Source organism: Pseudoalteromonas sp. TB25 (genome assembly GCF_000497995.1).
In the GTDB taxonomy this organism is placed as follows: domain Bacteria; phylum Pseudomonadota; class Gammaproteobacteria; order Enterobacterales; family Alteromonadaceae; genus Pseudoalteromonas; species Pseudoalteromonas distincta.
Genome location: NZ_AUTI01000178.1, coordinates 1 through 1,324, shown reverse-complemented (window position 1 = coordinate 1,324; position 1,324 = coordinate 1). Strand labels below are relative to the sequence as shown.

Here is a 1,324-nt window from a genome sequence, read left to right as displayed (position 1 = left end):
CCGGTACGCCAGCAGTAGGAGCACCTAATGCAGCTGAGTTAGCATTAGCGGCTAAGTAACCACTTACCCATGCTTGTTGAATTGGATTAAGCTCAGCCACTAAACCTTGCAGCTTTTGTACTTGATCTTGCGATAGCGGGCTTGCCGCAGCATTTAGTTGACCTAACAACATGAATCGATTCCCCATAACCCTGAAAATTAAACACAACACACTTTGTGTATTGTTAAAAATGAGTTTTACCTCATCCAGAGTGTATCTGTTGAGGTTTTCTAAGTATGCAGGATAACGGGCTAAGCATAGATAAAAAAAGAATAGAATCTGCTTTGATATTCCATTTAGTTATTAATTTATAAAAATACCTTCAAAAACAGTTTAAAGAGTAATTATTGCCTTTTACTGCATTTTAAATTAACAATTTTGTAACCGAACTAATGTAGGGTATATTTTACTTTCAAAGTAAAAATAGGAACAATCATGTTACACGGGAAATATAAAAACAAATTAATTAGTACCGCTTTGTTACTGGGCTCATTACCTGTAATGGCCAATGTAACTAATGGCGGCTTTGAGCAATGGTCAGGTAATACACCTGATGCATGGACAACAATAGATGGCGGAATTAGCCTTTCACAATCCACCAGCACAGTTAAAAGTGGCAGTAGCTCTGCTGCTGTAAATGTAACTACAGGGTCGCAAAGTAACACCGATTTATTACAACAAGTTACTGTAGAAGCAGGTAAAACCTATAACTTTTCGGCTGATGTTTACCATACCGAAGGTAAAATTAAGGCGCGCTTATATGTGGACGGCTACCAAGGCTATTCAAATCAGGCACAAACTAACCAATGGCAAACAATTAGCCATAGCTATACAGCAAGCAGTGATAAAACAATTAGTGTTGGACTTAGGTTTTACGATGTAAGTGGATTTGATGGCAGCGAAACCGTATACGTAGATAACTTTTTACCAAACGTTGGTGGCAGCGCATCAACAAGTTGTACCGACAATAGCCTTACCCTAACGCTTAATACCGATAATTACGGTAGCGAAACTAGCTGGGCCGTAAATAACAATCAAGGTAGCGCAATCGCTAACGGCAGTGGTTACGCATCAAACACACAATATGATGAACAAATATGCCTAACTGATGGTACATACGTACTAGTTATTAGCGACAGCTACGGCGATGGCATGTGTTGTTCAACAGGTAGTGGCAGTTATGCACTTAAGCAAGGCTCTACCACACTTGCAAGTGGTGCAAGTTTTAGTAACACCGACAGTACAGCATTTACTTTAGGCGGTGGCTCTGGTGATGGCGGCGGG

General features: G+C 40.2%; 1 protein-coding gene. It reads left to right on the top strand.

What is annotated here, in order from left to right:
• Nucleotides 1-475 precede the first annotated feature (475 nt).
• Nucleotides 476-1,324: carbohydrate binding domain-containing protein (locus tag L652_RS0103960; RefSeq protein ID WP_024603313.1), on the top strand; the 849-nt coding region annotated here is incomplete at its 3' end.